This window comes from Streptomyces cathayae, from assembly GCF_029760955.1.
GTDB lineage: Bacteria > Actinomycetota > Actinomycetes > Streptomycetales > Streptomycetaceae > Streptomyces > Streptomyces cathayae.
In genome coordinates this window covers 4,636,982-4,653,439 of the sequence record NZ_CP121682.1, presented here as the reverse complement: position 1 = coordinate 4,653,439, position 16,458 = coordinate 4,636,982, and the positions used below count along the sequence as shown (strand labels likewise).

Below are 16,458 nucleotides of genomic sequence, written 5' to 3'. Positions count from 1 at the left end.
TCCCGTGACGGTCAGCCCGAACCTGGGCGTGTCACCTCGCCCCAGCTTCCCCATCAGCCACGCCATTTGGCACCCTGTGACCTTCCGGGGGATGCGCGGGAGGAAAAGACGATCATGAATATGACGCACACAGGGACCCACCAGGGGGCCCACACCGGTCGCACCGGCGACCCCCGCACCGGCGACCCCCGCGTCGACTGGAGCGCCGCCGACGCCGCCCACACCCCCCTCCTCCACCACCGCCGCGACGGCATCCTGCCCACCATCGCCGCCGCCCTCTCCATCCGCGGCACCATCCTCACCGGGACCGCCGCCCGCGGTGACACACCCCCCGACCTGCACCCCCTCGTCCAGGACTTCCTCGACACCCTCACCAGCGGCCAACGCGACCGCTTCACCGGCCGCTGCGCCGAGACCATCCTCATCTCCCGGCACATCACCGCCGCCGACAACGCCCGCAGCAAGCGCGCCGCACGCAAACCCATGACCAACGGCGAAGCACGCAGAGCGCTCAAGCAGGGCAAACTCACCGCCCGCCACATCCGCGAGGACGGCGACCCCCTCCACGGAAGCTTCGCCACCCCCTGCCGCGCCTGCACCGCCCTCACCGCCCACTTCGGCGTCCGCGTCGTCGACCCCGGATAACCCCCGCCCCCCTCCCCCCTCCCCCCTCCCCGGCACCGACCGGCCACCACCACCCCGACGACGAACGAACGGCAGATGCACACCGACCGCACCCCCGCCCCCCACCGCCCGGCCCCACCCGAGCCCGGAGGGACCTCACCCCGCTTCCCCGCCCCCGTCGACACCACCCTGCGCACCGCCGGCTGGAAACCAGGCCGCTGGGACATCAACCAAGCCGAGATCTGGGCCGACACCCTGCGCGACCACACCTCACCCGCCGGACACCGTCACTCCGTCCTCCCCTCCGCCGCCGAAGTCTGGGCCGAATTCGGCGGCCTCCGCATCACCCCCGCCGGCACCGGCCGCCAACTCGCCCCCGCCACCCTCCACCTCGACCCCCTGCACGGCCTCCACCTGGCCCGCACCCTCGGCGACCTCGGCCGCGCCCTCGACACCGAGGTCTGCCCCATCGGCGCCGAAACCGACACCCACACCCTCATCGCCATCGACACCCAGGGCCGCGTCTACGCCCTCGACCACACCGGCGACTGGTACCTCGGCCACCACATCGACCAGGCCCTCACCGCCCTCGTCACCGGCACCCGGCCCGCCCGCCTCACCACCGGCTGACCTCACCCTCACCTCCAGGCCCACGCACCCGGCCCCGGCCCAGCTCCCGCTCCGGCCCTGCTCCGGCCCCGGCTACGACGCCGGAATCACCGCCGACACCCGGAAGCCCCCCGCATCCGTCGGCCCCGACACGAACACCCCGCCCAACGCGGACACCCGCTCCTTCATCCCCACCAGACCGTTCCCACCCGACGGCAACCGCGCCGACGCCCCCGCCTCCGGCGGCGGCTCGTTCTCCACCTGCATCGCGATCTCCGCCACCCGATGCGCGAGCCGCACATACGTCTTCGCCCCCGGCGCGTGCTTGTGGACGTTCGTCAACGCCTCCTGCACCACCCGGTACGCCGTCGACTCCACCTCCCCCGCATACGGCCGGCCCTCGCCCTCCACCGACAGATCCACCACCACCCCCGCAGCCGCCGACTGCTCCACCAACTCGCCGATCTCCACCAGCCTCGGCCCTTCACCCCCCGCACCCCGCGCCTCGTCCACCGCCCGCGACGCGGCCGCGGCCGCCGCCACACCCACCGCCACCAACGGCACCGCATCCCCCGCGCCCCGGCCCCCGCCGCTCCCGCCGGACCGCAGCACCCCGAGCATCTCCCGCAACTCCGTCAACGCCTGCCGGCCCATGTCCCCCACCAGCGCGGCGTTCTTCACCGCCTTCTCCGGATCCTTCCGCGCCACCGCCTGCAACGCCGCCGCATGCACCACCATCAGACTCACCCGGTGCGCGACCACGTCATGCATCTCCCGCGCGATCCGCCTCCGCTCCTCGTCACGCGCCCACTCGGCCCGCTCCTCGGCCCGCTCCGCCAACAACTGGAGCTCCCGCTCCAGACTGTCCGCCCGCTCCCGCAGGCTCTCCATCAACCGCCGCCGCGCCCCCACGTACAGCCCCAGCAGCACCGGCGGCGCGGTCAGCCCCAGCGACGTCGTGATCGACGCGAACGGAACGAACCAGTCCCCCAGGGTCAGCTCCCCGCGCGCCATGTCCTGCTGCACCCGCACGAACGTCACGATGAGCGTCCCCACCAGCGACATCCCCGCCAGCGACCCGATGATCCGGCGCGGCAACTCCGACGCGGCCAGCGTGTACAGGCCGACCAGCCCCATCAGAAAGCCCATCTGGGCCGGCGTGACGGCGATCACCACCAGCACCACGGCGATCGGCCAGTGCCGCCGCACCACCAGCACGGAACCCACCAGCAGCCCGAAGAGCACCCCCGCGGCCACCGGGATCCCCGCGTCCCGCGCGAACGGGATCCCCTCCAGCCCGCACTCCAGCGCGGACACCGCCGCAAGGCTCACATCCAGCGCGGCACTCCGCCGCCTTCCCCACCACCACGGCCCTCCGCCGGCCGCCCCGTGGTCTTCCCCCGTCGTGGTCATGCCCTCCAGCCTACGGGCGCGAGGTGCCGGTTTTCCGGGCAGTTTCCCCGACCGCACTCCCTCACGATCCGTGACCGTTCGGATGCGATACGGGCCGAAATCACTCGAACTGCTGAATCGCACACCGTTCGATCCCGGAAGCCCGCATTCCGCCCGGACGGTATGCGTATGACACATGCACCGGGCAAGTACGCCGACTTCGAGGGACTGCGGGAGCAGGCGGTGGCGCTGCGGCGGGCGGGACTGAGCCGACGCCAGATCCGCGACCGACTCCACGTCGACAACAACGACATCCTCAACCGCCTCCTGGAGGGCGAGCCGCCCCCGGAGTGGACGAAGCGCCCGAACGCGAAGGACGACCTACGGGCCAAGGCGAGGGAGCTCCGACTCCAGGGCTGGACGTACGACCGGATCCAGGTGGAGCTGGGCTGCTCCAAGGGTTCGATCTCACTGTGGGTACGGGACCTGCCGAAGCCGGAGCGCAAGCGGAGCTCCGAAGAGGCGGCGGCGATCGCACGGCGAGGCTGGGAGGCGAAACTGCGAGTGCGCGAGGAGGAACGACAGCAGACCAAAGCCACAGCCATGGCAGAGATCGGCGACATGAGCGACCGGGAGGTGCTTCTGGCCGGCGTCGCCCTTTACTGGGCAGAGGGCACCAAGGACAAGCCGTACCGACGCTGCGAGAGACTGCAGTTCGTCAACAGCGATCCGAACGTCATCCGCTTCTACCTGCGCTGGCTCGACGTACTGGGCGTGGAGCGCGAGCGCCTGCGCTTCCGGGTGAGCATCCATGAGTCGGCGGACACGACAACGGCAGAAGCGTTCTGGGCCGACCTCGCAGGCGTGGACGCTGCCGACTTCCAGAAGGCGACCATCAAGCGGCACAACCCGAAGACGAACCGAAAGAACACCGCAGAGGCCTACAAAGGCTGCTTGGTCATCCGCGTACTCGGAGGAGCCGACTTGTATCGTCGCGTGGAAGGCGCCTGGTACGGCATAGTAGGAGCGGCACGCGAAGCCGATCACCCGAATCGGACATAGCGTACAGATTATCCCGGATCGTCTAAAGGCAGGACAAACGGTTTTGGTCCGTTGAATGAGGGTTCGAATCCTTCTCCGGGAGCCCACAGCAACAGCGTCCTCAGTGTGGGTCCTGACCGGCCAACCCCCGGTCAGGACCCACACTCGTACCCTCCTCGAACACCCCCGGTATCCTGCGGTTGTCACCCCCACCCCCTTACAGCCGAAGGGCATCCTTGTGAGCGCCAACCGCCCGGCAGCCGTCGTCGTTCTCGCAGCGGGTGAGGGCACCCGTATGAAGTCGGCCACTCCGAAGGTCCTGCACGACATCTGCGGCCGTTCCCTGGTGGGCCATGTGCTCGCCGCCGCCGGTGAGCTGGAGCCGGAGAACCTGGTCGTCGTCGTGGGCCACGCCCGCGAGCAGGTGGCCGCGCACCTCGCCGAGGTCTCCCCCGCCGTCCGCACCGCCGTCCAGGCGGAGCAGAACGGCACCGGGCACGCCGTGCGGATGGGGCTGGAGGAGCTGGGCGGTTCGGTGGAGGGGACCGTGGTGGTCGTCTGCGGCGACACCCCGCTGCTGACCGGTGGGACGCTGCGGCAGCTGTCGGCCACGCACTCCGCCGACGGCAACGCGGTGACCGTGCTGACGGCCGAGGTGCCGGACGCGACCGGGTACGGCCGGATCGTGCGGGACGACACCGGTGCCGTGACGGCGATCGTGGAGCACAAGGACGCCACCGACACGCAGCGGGCGATCCGGGAGATCAACTCCGGGGTGTTCGCGTTCGACGGGCGGCTGCTGGCCGACGCGCTGGGGAAGGTGCGGACGGACAACAGCCAGGGCGAGGAGTACCTGACCGATGTGCTGGGCATCCTGCGGGAGGCCGGGCACCGGGTGGGTGCGTCGGTGGCGGGTGACCACCGGGAGATCGCGGGGATCAACAACCGGGTGCAGCTCGCCGAGGCGCGGCGGATCCTCAACGACCGGTTGCTGACGGAGGCCATGCTGGCCGGGGTGACGGTGGTCGATCCGGCGACGACGTGGGTGGATGTGACGGTGACGTTCGAGCAGGACGTGCTCGTGCATCCGGGGACGCAGTTGCAGGGGGCGACGCATCTCGCCGAGGGCTGCGAGGTGGGCCCGAACGCGCGGTTGACGGACACCCGGGTGGGGGCCGGCGCGCGGGTGGACAACACGGTGTCGGCGGGTGCCGAGATCGGCCCGGAGGCGACCGTGGGGCCGTATGCGTACCTGCGTCCGGGGACGCGGCTCGGGCGCAAGGGCAAGATCGGTACGTACGTGGAGACGAAGAACGCGTCGATCGGTGAGGGGACGAAGGTTCCGCATCTGTCGTACGTGGGGGATGCCACGATCGGCGACTTCTCGAACATCGGTGCGGCGAGTGTGTTCGTGAACTACGACGGACAGGACAAACATCACACGACGGTCGGGTCGCACTGCAGGACGGGGTCGGACAACATGTTTGTGGCACCTGTCACCGTCGGGGACGGTGCTTACACGGCTGCCGGCTCTGTGATCACGAAGGATGTGCCGCCCGGTTCACTGGCTGTGGCCCGTGGCCAGCAGCGGAACATCGAGGGCTGGGTGGCTCGTAAGCGTCCGGGGAGTGCTTCCGCGAAGGCCGCGGAGGCCGCTTCGGGAGGGTCGGCCGAGGAGGGGTGACCGGAGAGCGGCGCGTCCGATTCGGCGTACCGTGATAAATGCACATCTACACCCCATCTGCCGAGACGGCTCCTCGCGTACGGACCGAGAGGCCGCTCGTGACCGAGCCGTGTAACCCCGCGCAACCCGCAAGTCCCCGCGATACCTGCGAAACCTCTGAGGAGAAAGTGCTGTGACCGGGATCAAGACGACCGGCCAGAAGAAGATGATGTTCTTCTCCGGCCGCGCCCACCCCGAGCTTGCCGAGGAGGTCGCCCACCAGCTGGGGGTCGGGGTCGTCCCGACGAAGGCCTTCGACTTCGCCAATGGCGAGATCTACGTGCGATACGAGGAGTCGGCCCGTGGTGCCGACTGCTTCCTGATCCAGAGCCACACGGCACCGATCAACAAGTGGATCATGGAGCAGTTGATCATGATCGACGCGTTGAAGCGCGCGTCGGCCAGGTCCATCACGGTCATCGTGCCGTTCTACGGTTACGCGCGGCAGGACAAGAAGCACCGGGGCCGTGAACCGATCTCGGCGCGCCTGATCGCGGACATGATGAAGACGGCGGGCGCGACCCGGGTGCTGACGGTGGATCTGCACACGGATCAGATCCAGGGCTTCTTCGACGGTCCCGTCGACCACCTCTTCGCGCTGCCGCTGCTCGCGGACTACGTGGGCGCGAAGGTGGACCGGGAGAAGCTGACCGTGGTCTCGCCGGACGCGGGCCGGGTGCGGGTGGCGGACCGCTGGTGCGACCGGCTGGGCGCGCCGCTGGCGATCGTGCACAAGCGGCGGGACAAGGACGTGGCGAACCAGGTCACGGTCCACGAGGTGGTCGGTGAGGTGAAGGGCCGCGTCTGCGTCCTGGTGGACGACATGATCGACACGGGTGGCACGATCTGCGCGGCGGCGGACGCGTTGTTCGCGCACGGCGCGGAGGACGTCATCGTGACGGCGACGCACGGTGTGCTGTCGGGTCCGGCGGCGGACCGGCTGAAGAACTCGCGGGTGAGTGAGTTCGTGTTCACGGACACGCTGCCGACTCCGCACGAGCTGGCTGCCGACCTGGACAAGATCAAGGTGCTGTCGATCGCGCCGACGATCGCGCGTGCGGTGCGTGAGGTGTTCGAAGACGGTTCGGTGACGAGCCTGTTCGACGAGCAGTAAGGGTTCTGCAGCCCGGTCCCGATGATGGCCCGGGTGATCGTTTTGGGTACGGCCTTCCTGTCCGAGTAGACTGCTGCAGTTGCTCGGCGAGGGAGGCCGTACCGCTTCGTGAGGGGCGGGGTACGGCGGTCCGTAATCGACGCGCTCTTCGTAGCAGGCCGTTCGTGGCCGGGTGACCACGTCCACAACTGTCTTCGAGGAGTGATGAGCATGGCCGATGTGAAGCTGCACGCCGAGACCCGTACCGAGTTCGGCAAGGGTGCCGCGCGTCGTGTCCGTCGTGACAACAAGGTCCCGGGTGTGGTGTACGAGCACGGTCTCGAGCCGCTGCACCTGACGTTCCCGGGCCACGAGCTGCTGATGGCGCTGCGTACGTCGAACGTGCTGATCGATCTGGTCATCGACGGCGAGGGCAGCCAGCTGGCGATCCCGAAGGCGGTGCAGCGTGACCCGCTGCGCGGTGACCTGGTGCACGTGGACCTGCTGATGGTGAAGCGGGGCGAGCGGGTCACCGTCGAGATCCCCGTGCACGCCGAGGGTGAGCTGGCCCCGGGTGGCAACCTGCTGGAGCACGTCCTCTCCGCGCTGCCGGTCGAGGCGGAGGCGACGAACATTCCGGACAGCCTGACCGCCTCGGTGCAGGGCCTGGCGGCCGGTGACGCGGTCCTCGCCAAGGACCTGGTGCTGCCGGAGGGCGTCAAGCTGGCGGTCGAGGAGGACACCGTCGTGCTGCAGGTGCTGGCCGCGCAGGCCGAGGAGGTCTCGGAGGGCGAGGAGGCCGCCGAGGCCTGATCGTCCTCGTGGGCCTCGTCGCCCGCGGAGGCTTCGTATTCTTCGATGCGCGTCGGCCGCTGTTCCCGTGCGGAGCAGCGGCCGACGCGCATTCAGGACACGCGTTCAGGACGCGGATGCACCGATGCGTGAATGTACGGATGCATGGACGCGTGCATGCGTGCATACGTGGATGAGGGAGAAACGGACGTGACGACCGATGACGCGGCGGCGCCCTGGCTGATCGCGGGGCTGGGCAATCCGGGGCCGGAGTACGCGATGAACCGGCACAACGTGGGGTTCATGGTGGCGGACCTGCTGGCGGAGCGGGTCGGGGGCCGGTTCAAGCGGGCCGGGAAGGCCCAGGCTCAGGTGGTGGAGGGGCGGATCGGGCCGCCGGGTCCGGCGAGCCGGCGGGTGATCGTGGTGAAGCCGATGTCGTTCATGAACCTGTCGGGCGGTCCGGTGAACGCGCTGCGGGAGTTCTACAAGGTGCCGGTGGCCCATGTGGTGGCGGTCCACGACGAGCTGGACATCGACTACGGGACGCTGCGGCTGAAGCTGGGTGGCGGGGACAACGGTCACAACGGGTTGAAGTCGATGACGAAGGCGTTCGGGCGGGAGTACCACCGGGCGCGGTTCGGGATCGGGCGTCCGCCGGGGCGGATGCAGGTGGCGGACTACGTGCTGCGGGACTTCTCGTCGGCGGAGCGCAAGGAGCTGGACTACTTCGTGGACCGGGCGGCGGACGCGGTGGAGTGTCTGGTGATCGAGGGGCTGGAGCGGGCGCAGGGCACGTACAACTCGTGAGCCGGTTCCGGTGCCTCGCACCCGGCCGAGGTTGACCGACCGTACAGGCATGGCCAAGGATCTCGGCCATGCCTCCTGCCGTCTCCGCCTCCCGGAGCTCTTCCCGGCACTCCTCCCGGCGTGTCTCCCGGCGTTCCTCCGCCGTGCTGCGGCTGGTCCGGCTCGCGGCGATGGGCGTGGTCACCGTGCTGATCCTGATCGCGGGGGTGTGGGCGTCGTGGGGTACGGCGCAGTACGTGATGCTGACGAAGGGCCGGGAGCGGGGCACGGTCGCCGTGACGTCCTGCGGTGCGGGGACCTGCAAGGGTGCGTACACGCCGTTGTCGCCGGGGTCGCAGCCGCGGGCCGAGGTCGTGCTGGAGGACACGGTGGCGGTGGCGGAGGGGCGCACGTACACGGTGCTGGTGAAGCCGGGCGGGACCGAGGTGGTGCGTTCGGGTCCGGCGGGGGTGCTCCACGCGTGGGTTCCGCTGGGCGGGGCGCTGATGCTGGCGTCGGTGGTGGTGGCGGGCGGGTTGCTGCGGACGCGGCCGGCGTGGGTGATGGGGGTGTCGGGCGTGGCGCTGGTGACGGCGGCGTTCCTGGTGATCTGAGGGCGGGCCCGTGCGCGGGTCCGGTGTACGACACGACGGTGCCCCGAGCCGGTGAGCGGCTTGGGGGCACCGTCGTGTGCCGCGGGGGTCAGCCGGTGTTGCGCAGGCCGGCGGCGACTCCGTTGACGGTGAGCAGGAGGGCCCGGGCGAGCAGGGGGTCGGGTTCCGTGCCGGCGGTGGCGGCGTCGCGCTGGCGCTTGAGCAGGGCCACCTGGAGGTAGGAGATGGGGTCGAGGTAGGCGTCGCGGATGGTGAAGGTCTGCTTGAGCACCGGTTCGGCCTCCAGGAGTTCGCTTTCACCGGTGACGCGGAGCACCTCGGCGACGGTGAGGTCGTGTTCGACGCGGATGGTCTCGAAGACGTGCTTGAGGTGGTCGGGGACGAGGGTGTCGACGTAGTGCCGGGCGATGCGCAGGTCGGTCTTGGCGAGGGTCATCTCGACGTTGGAGATGAAGTTGCGGAAGAAGTGCCACTGCTCGTGCATCTCGTCGAGCACGGTGTCGAGGCCGCTCTCGCGCAGGGCCTTCAGTCCGGAGCCGACGCCGTACCAGCCGGGGACGATCTGCCGGGACTGGGTCCAGCCGAACACCCAGGGGATGGCGCGCAGTCCGTCGAGGCCGGCGCCGGAGTCGGGGCGGCGGGAGGGCCGCGATCCCAGGTGCAGGTCGGCGAGCTGGTCCACCGGTGTGGAGGCGAAGAAGTAGGCCGGCAGGTCGGGGTCCTCGACGAGCCGGCGGTAGGCGGCGTGGGCGGCGTCGCTGACGACGTCCATGGCGGCGTCCCAGCGGGCGAGCGCGTCGTCGGACTGGCGGGGTGCGGTGTGCAGGGCGGACGCCTGGAGGGTGGCGGCGACGCTCAGTTCCAGGTTCTCCCTGGCGAGGGCGGGGATGAGGTACTTGTCGGAGATGACCTCGCCCTGTTCGGTGACCTTGATCTCGCCCTCGAGGGTGCCCCAGGGCTGGGCGAGGATGGCGTCGTGGGTGGGGCCGCCGCCGCGGCCGACGGTGCCGCCGCGGCCGTGGAAGAGGCGCAGGCGGACGCCGTAGCGGTGGGCGACGTCGCGCAGTCGGCGCTGGGCGCGGTGGATCTCCCACTGGCTGGTGGTGATGCCGCCGAACTTGGAGGAGTCGGAGTAGCCGAGCATGACCTCCTGGACGTCGCCCCGGAGCGCGACCATGCGCCGGTAGGACGGGTCGGCGAGCATGTCCTCGAGGATGGTGTCGGCGGCCTTCAGCTCGTCGGTGGTCTCCAGGAGCGGGACGATGCCGATCTTCGCCCAGCCGGCGTGCAGGTCGACGAGTCCGGCCTCGCGGGCGAGGACGGCGGCGGCGAAGACGTCGTCGGCGCCCTGGCACATGGAGATCACGTAGGACTCGATGACCTCGGGGCCGAAGATCTCCAGGGCCCGCTTGACGGTCTGGAAGACGCCGAGGGTCTTCTCGCCGGCCGCGTCGACGGGTGCGGGGATGGGGCCGAGGGGGCGGCGCGAGCGCAGTTCCTTGGCGAGGAGCTTGGTGCGGTAGTCGCGGGGCATGTCGGCGTAGCGCCAGGATTCCTCGCCGAGCCGGTCGAACAGCTGGCCGAGGGCGTGGTGGTGGGCGTCGGCGTGTTCGCGTACGTCCATGGTGGCGAGCTGGAGGCCGAAGGCGGCGAGGGTGCGGATGGTGCGGGCGAGCCGGCCGTCGGCGAAGAGGCCGCCGCGGTGTTCGCGCAGTGAGGTCTGGATGATCCGCAGGTCGGTGAGGAGTTCGCCGGTGCCGAGGTAGTCGTGGCCGCTCTGGTGCGGGGTGTCCCTGGCGAGGCGCTGCTTGGTGTTCTCGAGCTTCTGCCGGATGCAGGTGGCCTTGAGCCGGTAGGGCTCCTCGGCGTTGAGGCGCTTGTAGCGGGGGCTGATCTCGGGGAGGTTGTCGAGGTCGGCCTGCAGGGAGGTCAGCAGTTCCTCGGTGGCTCCGGCGTAGCGGATGGAGTTGGAGAGGAATCCGCGGAGTTCGTCGATCATCTCCAGGGCGTCGTTGATGCCGTGTTCGTGCTGGAGGATGAGGACGTCCCAGGTCACCTGGGGGGTGACGTTGGGGTTGCCGTCGCGGTCGCCGCCGATCCAGGTGCCGAAGGTGAGGGGGCGGGTGGCGTCGGGGAGCTTGACGCCGACGCGTTCGAGTTCCGCGGTGAGGTCCTCGAGGACGTCGCCGACGGCGCCGGCGTGGAGTTCGTCGAGGTAGTAGATGGCGTTGCGGGCCTCGTCGGCGGGTTCGGGGCGGACCACGCGCAGTTCGTCGGTCTGCCAGACGAGGTCGATGTTCTCGGCGAGGCGGATGTCGAGGCGGCGCCGGTCGGAGGGGATGACGGGGGTGTCGAGGAGGGCGGCGATGCGGCGCAGCTTGTTGAGGACGGAGCGGCGTGCGGCCTCGGTGGGGTGGGCGGTGAAGACGGGGCGGACGTTGAGGTGCCGCACGGTTTCCCGCAGGTGGTCGGGGTCGGCGTCCTTGAGGCGGTCGGCGGTGCGGGCGAGCAGTCCGCCCTCGGTGGCGCGCCGGGCGCGCAGTTCGCGGCCGCGGTGGACCTGTTCGGTGACGTTGGCCAGGTGGAAGTAGGTGGAGAAGGCGCGGACCAGCTTGGCGGCGGTCTCGAGTTCGGTGCCGCGCAGCAGTTCGGCTGCGGCCTCGCCGTCCTCGCGGGTGAGTCGGCGGACCTTTTCGACGAGGTCGAGGAGTTCGGGGCCGTCCTGCCGGACCAGGGTCTCTCCGAGGAGGTCACCCAATCGGCGGATGTCGGCCCGCAGTTCGCTGCTCGTGGTCGCCGTGGCGGCGGTCTGGTCGTCGGCACTGCTCACAGGTGCGGCTCCTTGCAGTGTGGAAGCTGGTCTGGAGGGGACCCGGACGGCGTCTCGGGCGGCTGGTGCCGCATACGGGCCGGTCGTCCGGGAAGGAATCAGAGCGGACCGCGCTGTCCGACCGGCTTCCAGGATAGGTGTCGGCCGGGACGCACAGGCTCGTGGGCTCGTGCCGCCGGGCCACGCACTGCCATACTTACGTTGCCGTAGGTTACGGGGCCGTAGGAAGTCTCGCGCGGTTCCGCTGCCCGGCGTCACCCTCGACCCTCACACCTCACAGGGGACACGCATGACCTCAGGTCCCGATGTCATCGACGAAGCCTCCCGGAGGCCCGCGCCCGACTCCCGCTCCGATGCCGCCGCCGTTCCGTCCGCCACGCTGGGTGGCGAGCGCAAGCGTTCCATCGAGCAGATCACTCTGCTGCTCTTCATCGTCGTGCCGTTCCTGGCGCTGCTGGCCGCGGTGCCGCTGGGGTGGGGCTGGGGGGTGAGCTGGCTGGATCTCGGGCTGCTGGTGTTTTTCTACTTCCTCGGCTGCCACGGCATCACCATCGGTTTCCACCGTCACTTCACGCATGGTTCGTTCAAGGCGAAGCGGCCGTTGAAGATCGCGCTGGCGGTGGCGGGTTCGATGGCGGTGGAGGGGCCGCTGGTGCGCTGGGTGGCGGACCACCGCAAGCACCACAGGTTCTCGGACGCGGAGGGCGACCCGCATTCGCCGTGGCGGTACGGGGAGTCGCTGCCGGCGTTGCTGAAGGGGCTGTGGTGGGCTCATCTCGGCTGGATGTTCGACGAGGAGCAGACCCCGCAGGACAAGTACGCACCGGATCTGATCAAGGATCCGACGCTGCGTGCGATCTCCCGTCAGTTCATTCTGTGGACGATGGTGTCGCTGGCGCTGCCGGCGCTGATCGGTGGTCTGGTGACGATGTCGTGGTGGGGCGCGTTCACCGGCTTCTTCTGGGGGTCACTCGTTCGGGTGGCTTTGTTGCACCATGTGACGTGGTCGATCAACTCGATCTGTCACGCGGTGGGCAAGCGGCCCTTCAAGTCGCGGGACCGTTCGGGCAACGTGTGGTGGCTGGCGGTCCTGTCCTGCGGTGAGTCCTGGCACAACCTGCACCACGCCGATCCGACGTCCGCGCGGCACGGGGTGGAGCGGGGTCAGCTGGACTCCTCGGCCCGACTGATCCGCTGGTTCGAGCAGGTGGGCTGGGCGTACGACGTGCGGTGGCCGTCACGCTCGCGTATCGATTCGCGCCGTGACCGCCGTAATACCGGGGAGGGCGGCTCCCGGCGCGGGCAGGAGACGGCCGAGGCGGCATGATGGTCGCTGTGGCGACCGACTCCAGCAACACCTCCAGCAGCACGTCGAGCAACGACAAGCCGCGGCGGACGCGCCGTACCCGGATGACCGGTGCGGAGCGCCGTCAGCAGTTGTTGGAGATCGGCCGTACGTTGTTCGCCGCGAAGGGTTTCGAGGCCACGTCGGTGGAGGAGATCGCGGCGAAGGCCGGGGTCTCCAAGCCGGTGGTGTACGAGCACTTCGGCGGCAAGGAGGGCCTGTACGCGGTGGTGGTGGACCGCGAGATGCGGCGTCTGCTGGACATGGTGACGAGTTCGCTGACCGCGGGGCATCCGCGGGAGCTGTGCGAGCAGGCGGCGTTCGCGCTGCTGGACTACATCGAGGAGTACACGGACGGTTTCCGCATCCTGGTCCGCGACTCCCCGATCCCGCAGTCGACGGGGTCCTTCGCCTCCCTCATCTCGGACATCGCCACCCAGGTGGAGGACATCCTGGGCCGCGAGTTCAAGAGCCGCGGCTTCGATCCCAAGCTGGCTCCGCTGTACGCGCAGGCGCTGGTGGGGATGGTCGCGCTGACCGGCCAGTGGTGGCTGGACGTGCGCAAGCCGAAGAAGGCGGAGGTGGCCGCGCACCTGGTGAACCTGGCCTGGCACGGCCTGGACGGCCTGGAGCCGAAGCCGCGGCTGATCGGGCACCGCAAGAACTGAACCAAGAGCGCAAGAGATTAATCTTGTGTAATCTTGTGCGCATGACCGAGATGACGATCAGCGCGGCCCGTGCCCACCTCGGCGACCTGGTGCGTCGCGCCGCCCACGGCCGCGAGACCATCGCCCTCACTGACCACGGACACGTCGCCGCACTGCTCGTTTCCCCCCAGGTGATAGAGGATCTGGAAGACGCCCTGGCGCTTTCCGATTACGAGCGACGCAAGGCTCAGGGCACGCTCGGTGAGGGCGTCCCGCACGAAGAGGTCGGACGCATGCTGGGGTTGCGCCCGTGACCTACCGCATCATCTGGGAGCCGAACGCCACTGACGCGGCTGTGCGGTTCCTCCGGGATGACCCGGCCGGGCTGACCTCGGTCTATGAGGCAGTCGACACTCTCGCCAAGGAACCCCGACCAGCCAACTCCGTCGCCTACGGACCGACAGCCCGCCGCCTGCGCGTCGGCAACTACCGCGTGCTGTACATCATCGATGACGATGTCATCCACATCCTCGTCACCCACCTGGGCCGCACGCCCTGAAACCGGTCACTTGCCCTTCCGCGCCACGGCGAAGAGCCGGCGGAAGGGGAACGGGGTGCCGTGCGGGCCTGCGGGGTAGGCGGTGCGCAGGGTGGTGCGGTACTCCTCGACGAAGGCGTCCCGGGCCTCGGGGTCGTCGGCGAGGGCGGTGAGGACGGGTCGCAGGCCGGTGCCCCGGACCCAGTCCAGGACGGGGTCCGGCCCGTGCAGCAGGTGGAGGTACGTCGTCTCCCACACATCGGCCGTGCAGCCGGCACCGGTGAGGCGGTCCAGGTAGGCGGCGGGGGTGAGGACGGCGCCGGTGTGGCGCAGGGTGCCGAAGAGGCGGGCCCGCCAGCGCGGGGAGTGGGCGAGTCCGCGCAGGAGGGTGTGGCTGGGGGCGTCGAAGTTGCCGGGCACCTGGAGGGCGAGGGCGCCGCCGGGGACGAGTGAGGCGATCCAGTCGGCGAACCGGTCCGCGTGCCCGGGGACCCACTGCAGGGTGGCGTTGCTGACGATCAGGTCGTACGGCCGGTCGGGCGTCCAGGTGCGGACGTCGGCGCGTGCGAAGTCCAGCCGGCCGCCGCCCGGGGTCGGGCCCCGGTGGTCGGCGCGGGCCCGGTCGAGCATCTCGGGCGAGTTGTCGTAGCCGGTGATGCGGGCGGCCGGCCAGCGGTCGGCGAGCAGGGCGGTGACGTTCCCGGGGCCGCAGCCGAGGTCGGCGATGCGGGGCGGGTCGCCGGGGAGCCCGGGGACGCGGGCCAGGAGGTCGAGGAAGGGGCGGGTCCGCGGGCCCGCGTGGCGCAGGTACTGGGCGGGGTCCCAGGTGGGATCGGTGGCCGCGGGCATGGAGCCTCCTGGAGTCGGCCGACGGGTGCCCACCCTCCCCCACACGTTGTCTCGCGGTCAAGAAACTTGACACCAAGAGACTTCACGTCGACACAACCACTACACTGATCGCCATGGAGGACGAGGTCGATCGGCTGGTCGCAGCATGGCGCCGGGAGCGTCCGGACCTCGACGTGGAACCGCTCGAGGTCCTCAGCCGGGTGAGCAGGCTCGCCCGGCACCTGGACCGGGCCCGCAGGCTCGCGTTCGCCGAGCACGGCCTGGAGCCCTGGGAGTTCGACGTGCTGACCGCGCTGCGCCGCGCGGGCACCCCCTACCAGCTCTCGCCGGGACAGCTGCTCACCCAGACGCTGGTCACCTCGGGCACGATGACCAACCGCATCGACCGCCTGGCCAAGAAGGGTCTGGTCGCCCGGCTGCCCGACCCCAACGACCGGCGCGGCGTCCTGGTCCGCCTCACGGACGAGGGCCGCGACCGCGCCGACCAGGCGCTGGCCGGGCTGCTGGCGCAGGAGCGGGCGATCCTCGCCGAGCTCTCCCGCATCCAGCGCGGCGAACTGGCGGGCCTGCTACGCCGGCTGACCGCCCCGTTCGACAACGTCCCGGGCTGAGGCCGGCCCGAGGTCGGCGGGCCCCACGCCCGCCCGCCGGGCGAGGGCGACGGCGGCGAGCGTGGAGTGCACGCCCAGCTTGCCGAGCACGTTCTGCATGTGCGTACGGACGGTGTGCGGGGACAGGTACAGGCGCTCGGCGACGGCCTTGCGCCCCAGGCCCGCGACCATGCACCGCAGCACCTCCCGCTCCCGCGGGGTCAGGGACTCCACGAGCCGTTCGCTCTCCGTGCGGTGCTTGCGCGCGGCGGTCAGTTCGCGCAGCACGCCGGTGAGCAGGGCGGGCGGCAGATGCGTCTCGTCGCGCAGCACGCCCCGGATGACGGTGAGCAGCCGGCTCAGCGAGCAGTCCTTGGCCACCCAGCCGCCGGCCCCGGCCTGCAGCGCGAGCGCGGCACGGCGCGGGTCGTCCTTCTCGGCGAGCACCACGATCCGGACCTTCGGGTGGACCGAACGCACCCCGGTGACCAGGGACATGCCGTCGACGAGGCCGTCCTCACCGGCCGCCTGCACCGGTACGGCGGACCGGCCGCCCGTCACCGTGCCGCCCAGGTCGGCGTCGACGAGGATCACGTCGAACCGCCGCCCCTCGCCCACGGCGCGCTCCAGGCAGCGCAGCGCGGCCGGGCCGCTGCCCGCCGCGGACACCTCGACGTCGGGCTCCGCGGCCAGGGCCGCGGCGAGCGACTCGGCGAAGATGCGATGGTCGTCGACGACCAGGACTCGGACACGTTGCACGAAACCCCCTTCCCCGAGCTCTCTGCAGAGCTGGGGACTACCCCGAAGTCAAAGGACGACACCCACCCCGGCGGGTGCGAGGCCGAAACCCGGCCCCGGACGCACCGGTCCGGCCCCGACCGGACCCGGGGCGGGCCGCTCGACACCGCCCGGCCGCCGCCGTGCGCCCCCGCCGCCCCGCCCCGGGTTTCGCACCCGAGTGTCTCGCCCCCTGAACGGCGCC

At 70.5% G+C, this 16,458-nt stretch carries 17 protein-coding genes and 1 tRNA gene; 14 read left to right on the top strand and 4 right to left on the bottom strand.

Translation table 11 applies throughout. The annotated features are described in order from the left end of the window. Positions 1 to 114: 114 nt before the first annotated feature. Both PYS65_RS21390 and PYS65_RS21385 read left to right on the top strand, forming a co-directional pair. Entirely contained in the window at positions 115 to 645 is a 531-nt protein-coding gene (locus tag PYS65_RS21390) for a YwqJ-related putative deaminase (protein WP_279335538.1), read from the top strand. A gap of 75 nt (positions 646 to 720) precedes the next feature. Continuing rightward, complete coding sequence (locus PYS65_RS21385; RefSeq protein WP_279335536.1) at positions 721 to 1,254, top strand: SUKH-3 domain-containing protein; 534 nt, start codon at positions 721 to 723, stop codon at positions 1,252 to 1,254. Between the two features lie 72 nt (positions 1,255 to 1,326). Here PYS65_RS21385 and PYS65_RS21380 read toward each other — a convergent pair whose 3' ends face one another. Further along, positions 1,327 to 2,646 (bottom strand): sensor histidine kinase, encoded by a 1,320-nt coding sequence (locus PYS65_RS21380; protein WP_279335535.1) that lies wholly within the window; start codon positions 2,644 to 2,646, stop codon positions 1,327 to 1,329. Between the two features lie 168 nt (positions 2,647 to 2,814). On the opposite strand from PYS65_RS21380, the gene PYS65_RS21375 reads away from it, so the two are divergent. The 7 genes from PYS65_RS21375 (at position 2,815) to PYS65_RS21345 (ending at position 8,677) form a co-directional block, all read left to right on the top strand. After that, entirely contained in the window at positions 2,815 to 3,687 is an 873-nt protein-coding gene (locus PYS65_RS21375; RefSeq protein ID WP_279335534.1) for a hypothetical protein, read from the top strand. Between the two features lie 11 nt (positions 3,688 to 3,698). Then, positions 3,699 to 3,769 (top strand) — tRNA-Gln (locus PYS65_RS21370). Between the two features lie 135 nt (positions 3,770 to 3,904). Beyond that, positions 3,905 to 5,350, top strand: a complete 1,446-nt coding sequence (gene glmU, locus PYS65_RS21365; RefSeq protein WP_279335533.1) for a bifunctional UDP-N-acetylglucosamine diphosphorylase/glucosamine-1-phosphate N-acetyltransferase GlmU — start codon at positions 3,905 to 3,907, stop codon at positions 5,348 to 5,350. Positions 5,351 to 5,522: 172 nt separating this feature from the next. Next, complete coding sequence (locus tag PYS65_RS21360; RefSeq protein WP_279335532.1) at positions 5,523 to 6,503, top strand: ribose-phosphate diphosphokinase; 981 nt, start codon at positions 5,523 to 5,525, stop codon at positions 6,501 to 6,503. Positions 6,504 to 6,713: 210 nt separating this feature from the next. Then, positions 6,714 to 7,295 carry a 50S ribosomal protein L25/general stress protein Ctc gene (locus PYS65_RS21355; RefSeq protein WP_279335531.1) on the top strand — a complete coding sequence of 194 codons (582 nt, stop codon included), beginning with the start codon at positions 6,714 to 6,716 and terminating at the stop codon, positions 7,293 to 7,295. Between the two features lie 156 nt (positions 7,296 to 7,451). Then, a complete protein-coding gene (gene pth, locus PYS65_RS21350) occupies positions 7,452 to 8,084 on the top strand; it encodes an aminoacyl-tRNA hydrolase (protein ID WP_279335530.1) in 633 nt (210 codons plus the stop codon). Positions 8,085 to 8,152: 68 nt separating this feature from the next. Next, entirely contained in the window at positions 8,153 to 8,677 is a 525-nt protein-coding gene (locus tag PYS65_RS21345) for a hypothetical protein (protein WP_279335529.1), read from the top strand. Between the two features lie 88 nt (positions 8,678 to 8,765). Here PYS65_RS21345 and ppc read toward each other — a convergent pair whose 3' ends face one another. Next, positions 8,766 to 11,507: a phosphoenolpyruvate carboxylase gene (ppc, locus tag PYS65_RS21340; RefSeq protein ID WP_279335528.1), complete on the bottom strand. Its 2,742-nt coding sequence runs from the start codon at positions 11,505 to 11,507 to the stop codon at positions 8,766 to 8,768. 289 nt (positions 11,508 to 11,796) lie between these two features. Here ppc and PYS65_RS21335 point away from each other — a divergent pair, with 289 nt between their 5' ends. Genes PYS65_RS21335 through PYS65_RS21320 form a run of 4 tightly spaced genes read left to right on the top strand, consistent with a single transcriptional unit; the run spans position 11,797 to position 14,058 of the window. Next, complete coding sequence (locus PYS65_RS21335) at positions 11,797 to 12,834, top strand: acyl-CoA desaturase (protein WP_279335527.1); 1,038 nt, start codon at positions 11,797 to 11,799, stop codon at positions 12,832 to 12,834. Beyond that, positions 12,831 to 13,520 carry a TetR family transcriptional regulator gene (locus PYS65_RS21330; protein ID WP_279335526.1) on the top strand — a complete coding sequence of 230 codons (690 nt, stop codon included), beginning with the start codon at positions 12,831 to 12,833 and terminating at the stop codon, positions 13,518 to 13,520. The genes PYS65_RS21335 and PYS65_RS21330 overlap by 4 nt, the downstream gene beginning before the upstream one ends. A gap of 41 nt (positions 13,521 to 13,561) precedes the next feature. Next, the gene (locus PYS65_RS21325) at positions 13,562 to 13,813 is read left to right on the top strand and encodes a type II toxin-antitoxin system Phd/YefM family antitoxin (protein WP_279335525.1); all 252 of its coding nucleotides are present in this window, start codon (positions 13,562 to 13,564) and stop codon (positions 13,811 to 13,813) included. Beyond that, positions 13,810 to 14,058 carry a type II toxin-antitoxin system RelE family toxin gene (locus tag PYS65_RS21320; protein ID WP_279335524.1) on the top strand — a complete coding sequence of 83 codons (249 nt, stop codon included), beginning with the start codon at positions 13,810 to 13,812 and terminating at the stop codon, positions 14,056 to 14,058. Before PYS65_RS21325 ends, PYS65_RS21320 begins: the two co-directional genes overlap by 4 nt. Before the next feature lie 6 nt (positions 14,059 to 14,064). On the opposite strand, the gene PYS65_RS21315 is transcribed toward PYS65_RS21320, so the two are convergent. Then, positions 14,065 to 14,886: a trans-aconitate 2-methyltransferase gene (locus PYS65_RS21315; protein ID WP_279335523.1), complete on the bottom strand. Its 822-nt coding sequence runs from the start codon at positions 14,884 to 14,886 to the stop codon at positions 14,065 to 14,067. 113 nt (positions 14,887 to 14,999) lie between these two features. On the opposite strand from PYS65_RS21315, the gene PYS65_RS21310 reads away from it, so the two are divergent. Then, positions 15,000 to 15,497: a MarR family winged helix-turn-helix transcriptional regulator gene (locus tag PYS65_RS21310; protein ID WP_279335522.1), complete on the top strand. Its 498-nt coding sequence runs from the start codon at positions 15,000 to 15,002 to the stop codon at positions 15,495 to 15,497. Here PYS65_RS21310 and PYS65_RS21305 read toward each other — a convergent pair. Continuing rightward, entirely contained in the window at positions 15,456 to 16,235 is a 780-nt protein-coding gene (locus tag PYS65_RS21305) for a response regulator transcription factor (protein WP_279335521.1), read from the bottom strand. The genes PYS65_RS21310 and PYS65_RS21305 overlap by 42 nt on opposite strands. Between the last annotated feature and the right edge of the window lie 223 nt (positions 16,236 to 16,458).